The organism is candidate division WOR-3 bacterium, from assembly GCA_016934535.1.
Lineage (GTDB): Bacteria > SDB-A > SDB-A > SDB-A > SDB-A > JAFGIG01.
In genome coordinates, this window is the sequence record JAFGSQ010000026.1 from 23,240 (window position 1) to 29,932 (window position 6,693).

General features: G+C 42.0%; 4 protein-coding genes and 2 pseudogenes. 2 read left to right on the top strand and 4 right to left on the bottom strand.

Annotation, left to right across the window (positions count from 1 at the left end; genetic code table 11):
- Positions 1–9 precede the first annotated feature (9 nt).
- A pseudogene (locus JXL83_05085) lies at positions 10–597 on the top strand (AAA family ATPase).
- A 39-nt stretch (positions 598–636) separates the two neighbouring features.
- A pseudogene (locus JXL83_05090) lies at positions 637–2,256 on the top strand (tetratricopeptide repeat protein).
- Positions 2,257–2,523: 267 nt separating this feature from the next.
- On the opposite strand, the gene JXL83_05095 reads toward JXL83_05090, so the two are convergent.
- The 4 genes from JXL83_05095 to JXL83_05110 are packed head-to-tail and all read right to left on the bottom strand — an operon-like array spanning position 2,524 to position 6,643.
- Complete coding sequence (locus JXL83_05095) at positions 2,524–4,281, bottom strand: type II/IV secretion system protein (GenBank protein MBN2363487.1); 1,758 nt, start codon at positions 4,279–4,281, stop codon at positions 2,524–2,526.
- Positions 4,278–5,117 carry a 3-methyl-2-oxobutanoate hydroxymethyltransferase gene (panB, locus tag JXL83_05100; protein ID MBN2363488.1) on the bottom strand — a complete coding sequence of 280 codons (840 nt, stop codon included), beginning with the start codon at positions 5,115–5,117 and terminating at the stop codon, positions 4,278–4,280. The genes JXL83_05095 and panB overlap by 4 nt, the downstream gene beginning before the upstream one ends.
- Complete coding sequence (locus JXL83_05105; GenBank protein MBN2363489.1) at positions 5,114–5,587, bottom strand: cyclic nucleotide-binding domain-containing protein; 474 nt, start codon at positions 5,585–5,587, stop codon at positions 5,114–5,116. The genes panB and JXL83_05105 overlap by 4 nt, the downstream gene beginning before the upstream one ends.
- Before the next feature lie 27 nt (positions 5,588–5,614).
- Positions 5,615–6,643 carry a LysM peptidoglycan-binding domain-containing protein gene (locus JXL83_05110; GenBank protein ID MBN2363490.1) on the bottom strand — a complete coding sequence of 343 codons (1,029 nt, stop codon included), beginning with the start codon at positions 6,641–6,643 and terminating at the stop codon, positions 5,615–5,617.
- Positions 6,644–6,693 lie beyond the last annotated feature (50 nt).

Below are 6,693 nucleotides of genomic sequence, written 5' to 3' on the forward strand. Positions count from 1 at the left end.
CTGACGGGAATGAAAAAAGAGGTTTTAAAACTTACGGACGAACTGAAAAAATTTTCACACGAAAAAAATTTTCGAGTAATCAGTATTTTCGGCGACGCGGGCGCTGGAAAAACCGTTTTAATAAAAAAGTCACTCGAAAAAGCTGGAGTCGAAGATGCGGTTTTCATATCGCCTGAATTTTCTAATTTCGAAGATTTCGGCGTTGTATCGAAATTTTACGAATCAATTTTTATCGGCAAAACAGAAAACAAAAAGTTCGGAAAAAAACTGTTTAATAAAAAATTCTCAGATTATGTTCAAATTACAACAAAAAACCCGGACAAATCCACAGCTTCGGAGCGGCAAGATGAACTGTCAAGGGCAAAACCTTTAATATCATATTTTGTTTCATCCCCTGACAATAAATCTTTCATCGAAAAACTGAATTACAAAACCATGCGCGAAGAAACAATCAGGGCAACGGCGGCCGTTTTAAAGTCTTTTTGCCTGCATAAACCTTCGGTTTTAGTAATAGATGACGCTCATAACCTGGACGAACAGTCAAAAGAAGTGTTTTCAGAAGCCTTGGAAAAAGCCGGTAATCTGTCTCTTTGTCTGATTTTATGTTCGAGGTACGCAGGAGACGGATCCAGAAAAATGATTTTTAAAACCTTAAAGGGCAAAAGGACTCTGATAGATGTGAAAAGACTTACTCCGGCAGAGATTTCTGACTTGGCCGAAAAATTTTTTAGTTTAAAACTTTCGAAGCAATTTTCCTCATACCTTTTCAATACTACACGCGGAAATCCTTATTTTCTGGCTACTTACTGCGATTTTCTCAAAAAAAGCGGTCTTTTCGAGACCAGGGACAATAAAGCTTATCTGAAAAAAGAAACGCAGAATCTTCCAGGCAGTATAAAAGACGTCATTATCGCTAAAATTGACAGGCTGGAAAACGATGCCAAGGATATTCTTTTTTCTTGCTCGGTGTTCAGAAAAAGAATTGAAGTGTCAATACTCTCCGATATTCATAAAGTCAGGCGAAACCGCATTTATGGGCTTTTAGAAGAGTTGACCGAGAAAGGATTTCTTTTCGCTAAAGGCCGAAAAGAAGTAGGATTCCAGAGTGATATAGTTTCCAAAGCAGTCTACGGAATGATGCTCGAATCCGAAATTGCTCGCCGGCACTCCGCTGCGGCAAGATGCATTCAAGATAAATACGGAGAAAAAAAGAACTATTTTGAAGAGATTGCCTATCATTTGGACAAAGCGAATGATTTAAGAAATTCCGCTGAATATTTCGTAAAAGCGGCGCGTTACGACAAAGAAAGATTATTTTACAAAAGAGCCGTTGAACTGTATTCAAAAGCGAAAACGAATCTGAGCAGGCAGAAAGATCCCATAAAAACAGTTATGATAAATCTGGAATTGTCGGAGATTCATTCGAAAGCCGGAGAGATTTTGTTGTCGAAAAAGAATCTCTTGGAGAACATTAAGATCTGTAAAAAAGTTACCGAAAAAGAAAAAAAAGCGTCCTTGGACAGAAAAACAGCTGAAGATTTGCTTTTCAAAACGTATTATTCACTCGGGGATGATTACATCGTCCAAGGAAAATACGTCAAGGCAATTGAGACTGCAAAACTTTCTTTGAAAATCGCTAAAAAACCATATTACAGACAAAATAAGCACAAATCCTACAATCTTCTCGGCAGGATCTTCTACTACAAAAATAATTACGCAAAAGCGCTGTATTATTACAAGAAAAGCATAGGGTCAATGATAAGTTCCGGCAGTTCAGGTGATGACCCGAGAATTTTTATGAATATAGCCAACGTTTATTCTGAAACAGGGGATTACGACAAAGCTATTAGTTACTACAGGAAAAGCCAGAGGATTTCAGAAAAGCAGGGCGACAGGATTACAGTTTCTAACATCAAATTCAACACCGCTTACCTGTATTATGAGAAAAAAAATTATAAAAAATCTCTCAGATATTTTAACGAATGTCTTGCGTTTTGCAGGAAATTCAAACTGCATTCGATTTTAGCTAAAACCTCTCTGAATATCGGGTTGCTGTATATGGATTTGCGCGATTTCAGAAAATCAAGAAGATGCTTTTCGGAAAGCCTTAAGCTCAACAGAAAAATTGACGACCCACTCGAAACATCGAGAGTCTTGAACAATATAGGATCATTGCTGATTGAAAAGCAGGATTATAAATCTGCGGAAAAATATTTCAAGGAAGCTCTTGATATAAAAGACAGGATAGGAGACGAAAAAGGCAAAGGTATATTGCTTGGAAATCTTGGGAAAATGCATACTCAAATGAAAAATTACAAAGAAGCCGAAAAGTATCTATCGGAGTCTGCCGAAATTTTCAGGAAATTGGGAGTAAAATTTCTTTTAGCGACGGTGCTCGTATACAAACTGGAGTTGCATTCATTACGTGGAGACCGAACATTCCCTGAAAAAACAGTTGCTGAAGCCATGTCGCTCGCCCGCAGGTTGAAAAATGAATCGCTCAAAAAGAAAATTGAAAATTTTTCAGTAATCTTCAATGAGATAGTGCGAAGAGCCCGTGACCCTGAAGACTTCTTTGTGAGAGGTCTCTCCGAGGAGCATTTTTGCCGCCGCCGCCTCTCGCAGGGATCTCATTCCGTTTTTCTTTGCCTCGGACCTGATAAGATTGAGGCTTTCTCCAATAACTATGAACTTCCGTATTTCAGGAGTGATTTTGAGAATTTCGAAAATACCTGTTCTGTATAAAAAACCGGTTCCCCTGCACTGAACACAGCCTTTTCCGATTTTGACGCCTGCCGTGGAGAGTTGGTTCTTTTCGATTTCCAGCGCTTCAACCGCATCCGGGGGAAGATTAAAACTTTCAGAGCAGAACTGGCAGTTTTTTCTTATAAGCCTTTGCGCTATTACACCAATGAGAGTGCTCGACAAAAGGAATTTCGGAACACCGAGGTTGACCATTCTCGAAATTGCCGAAGGGGCGTCAATCGTGTGGAGAGTAGAAAACACGAGATGGCCGGTTAAAGCCGCCTGAATTGCGTATTCAGCGGTTTCTTTGTCCCTTATTTCTCCGACCATAATTATGTCAGGGTCCTGCCTGAGAACGTTGCGAAGGGCATTGGCGAAGCTTATTCCGGATTTGTTGTCTATAGGTATCTGATTGAAATCTTCGTAGACGAGTTCGACGGGATCTTCTATGGTCACAATGTTGACTTCCGGTTTTGAAAGCTCTCTTAGAAGAGAATAGAGGCTTGTTGTTTTTCCGCTTCCTGTCGGTCCTGTAAGCAAGATTATCCCTTCGTTGTGCCCCAGGAATTCCCTGACGAGCGACATGTCGTCGTCGAAAAATCCCAGATCTCCTATGTTCTGCAGAAGTACGTCGGGGTCGAATATTCTCATAACTACTTTTTCTCCGAATACTGTCGGGACCGTGGAAATTCTTATTTCCAGTTCGTTGTCTTTGTATTTCTTTTTAATTCTTCCGTCCTGAGGTATTCTCTTTTGGGAAATGTCGAGTCCGGAAAGAATTTTGACTCTCGACACGATGGCGGAGTGTACAATGTTCGGTATTACGTGAACGTCGTGAAGAACACCGTCAATTCTCATTCTGACTAAAGAGAGGTTTCTTTTCGGTTCGATGTGAATGTCCGAAGCTCTTTGTTCAAATGCGTAGGAGAACAGATTGTCTACTGCCGTGACGACGGGTTTTATGTCGGGTTGGACTTCGATGTCAGTCTGACTCAGGTATTCTTTGTTGAAAATATTTTTGGACTCGAGGGTGCCCGAACGCAGAAGAGTTTCAGCGGCTTTTAAAGCCGAGTGGAAGGAAAAAAATCCCTCAATAATTTTTTCGACGTCGGAAGGCTTGGCCATAACAAAATTCAATTTAATGTGAAGTTGATTTTCGAGGTCGTCTCTGAGCTTCAAAACCGAGGGCTCGCAGAAAGCAACAGTCAGGCTGTCTCCTTCGCGCGATAGAGGCACTATTTTGTTGTGTTTGGAAAATTTCTGAGGAATGGCTCCTGTAACTATTTCCAGGTCGAGTGTGAGGGGGTCGATGTGTATGAAAGGAGCGCCAAGTAATTCGGCTAAATTTTCATAAACTACGTCTTCGGAGATTGCTTTGGTGGAGACGAGCGAGGTAAGAACATCCTGACCCGATATTTTGGAATGTCTTTCCATTTTTTCAAGATATTCCTTCTTTATGATTTTTTTTGACTGGAGAAGTTCGATCAGTTTTTCGGTTATCTGAGTTTCGGTCAGTGATAGAATATCTTCATTCATAACTTGTCTATTTCATCCGCTTCTTCCGGCTGAAGGCGGACAGTTTCCTTTTCCGACGGAAAATTGCCCGATCTGACATCTTCGATATATTTCGAAGCGGCCCCTGATATGGTTTCGCCTATTTCCGCGTATTTTCTAGCGAATCTCGGAATGTTTTCCGGCGTCAGACCGAGCAGGTCGTTTGTGACAAGAATCTGTCCGTCGCAGGCGCCGCCGCTGCCGATTCCGATAGTCGGGATAGTGAGAGACGAAGTGATTTTTTCAGCTAACTCGAAAGGGATAAATTCAAGAACCAAACTGAAAACACCTAAATCTTCAAGCATTTTAGCGTCGTCAACTATCATTGCCGCGTCATTGAAAGTCCTGCCTTGAACCTTGTATCCTCCAAAGCGCGACACGGATTGCGGAGTGAGTCCGAGGTGACCCTGAACTGCCATTCCGGCAGCCAAGACAGCTTCTATCTTGTCTTTTACAACGGAGCCTCCTTCGATCTTGACGGCGTCAGCTCCGCCTTCGGCTATCAGTTTCCCGGCGTTTTTAACGGCTTTTTCCATGGAAAGCTGATACGAAAGAAACGGCATGTCTGCTACTATGAAAGTTTCCCGGGCGCCTTTTCTTACCGCTTTGCAAAAGCGAAGGATGTCGTTCACTTTGACGCAAAGAGTGTTTTCAGAGCCGTATACGACCATGCCGGCCGAATCTCCGACGAGTATGAAATCAACGCAGGATTTCTGAAGCCAGTTAGCCGTGCAGTAGTCATAAGCTGTGAGCGCGCAAATCTTTTTTTTTTCCAATTTGCGCTTTTTGAAATCGTGGAGCTTGAATTTGCCTTTCAAAACGTCTTTGCGAGCGCGAAAATAGGTTTCAGTCTTTCATTGGTTGCTCTGAGTCTTTCGGCCAGAGTCCTGACCAGGACCCAAAGAATGTTAATGCCCGCGCCGGGGTATTCCTGCATGAATTCTATGAGTTTTTCTCTTTTAAAACCTATGGTTTCTGTTTCTTCTTCAGCAGTGACCGTGGCGGACCTTTTTGACGCTTCGACCAGAGCCATTTCTCCGATAATCTCTCCCGGTCCGTATATCGCGAGAGCTTCTTCGCCGACTCCCGGGACTATCGTGGAGATTCTGACTTTACCTTTGATAATTACATACATGGAGTCGCCTTTTTCGCCTTCGTTGAAAATCGTCTCACCCTGAGAGAATATTTTCAACTTTGCTCTTTTCAGGAGTTCGATTATCTCTTCGCGGTTCAATCCTCTGAACAGGGCGACTTTTCTGAGCAAATCAATTTTTTTTTCTTCATCCATGAGATTGCCCTCGTTTTTTCTGCAAAATTACAATTCAGCTCTGCAGACGAGTTTTATTTTGTCTCCTTCTTTTATTTCAGAAAGACCGTTGATTCCGAAGATGTAACCCGTTGCGGATTCGTTTTGCACGTTCAGTATCTGAATATAGCCGGAGGGTCTTTCCGGAATTATGACTTTTGCGCCTGTTGCCGGATTTGTTACTTCCTGTGAAGGGATCAATATCTCAAAAACATCGCCTACAATGACATCGTTGTTTGAACCTATGTTGACATAGACGAAAGATGTGTTTTTGATTGTTCCAAAATAGTTGAGTATTCTGATTATATAACCGGTGATGTTTTTGTCGGTGAGTTTCATCTGGGTATTCAGAGGGATGGAAGGAGTTTCAAACAAGGAAACCGCTTCACCAAGTTCGATGGAATTGTCATAAATTTCCTGAATAAGGCATCGTGATACGTCGGCTTTTGTTTCGATAACTCTCAATATACCCAAAGGATATATAATTTTTCCGAGGTCTCTGCCGGTTATGGGATCGCTGATGGAATATGTCTCTCTCTCTATCAACAGGAATTGTCCCTCGCTTATGCCTTTATTGGTTCCGGCGTCTATATAAACCTGAAAACCGGTGCTTAATTGCGGGACTTCCCTGTCGTGATAGTCGACAATATGAGCCTTTGCTCTGTATGGTTCTCTGGAAACATAACCGCACCTGAACGAGAGTTCATAAGCCACGACAGGCTGAGCGATGTCAAACAGTGATACTTGGATGGCGGGAGGAACGTCAAAAAGTTCAGGAGATGAAACAATATCTGTGATTGCCGGTATGAGAAACTTCTGACCGGGATAAATCCAATGAGGATCGCGGATCTCAGGTTTGTTGGCTTCCCAGATCACAGGCCATTTGTATGGATTTCCGAGATAATAGTGAGAAAGGTTCCACAGGCAGTCGCCCGGAGAAACTATATGATACCTTGGTTGGGTGTGAATGTTGAAATTGTCCGACATAATGCAGACAGGAATAATTGCCATCAAAAGGAAAAACTGCCACTTTTTCACCATGGCCTCCTTTGTGCCTTTGTATAAATATATATTATATCATTTTCTTA

Bases quoted from the DNA above. Each gene is read 5' to 3' on its own strand.
- JXL83_05095 (MBN2363487.1), bottom strand. From the start codon at position 4,281: ATGAATGAAGATATTCTATCACTGACCGAAACTCAGATAACCGAAAAA.
- JXL83_05105 (MBN2363489.1), bottom strand. From the start codon at position 5,587: ATGGATGAAGAAAAAAAAATTGATTTGCTCAGAAAAGTCGCCCTGTTC.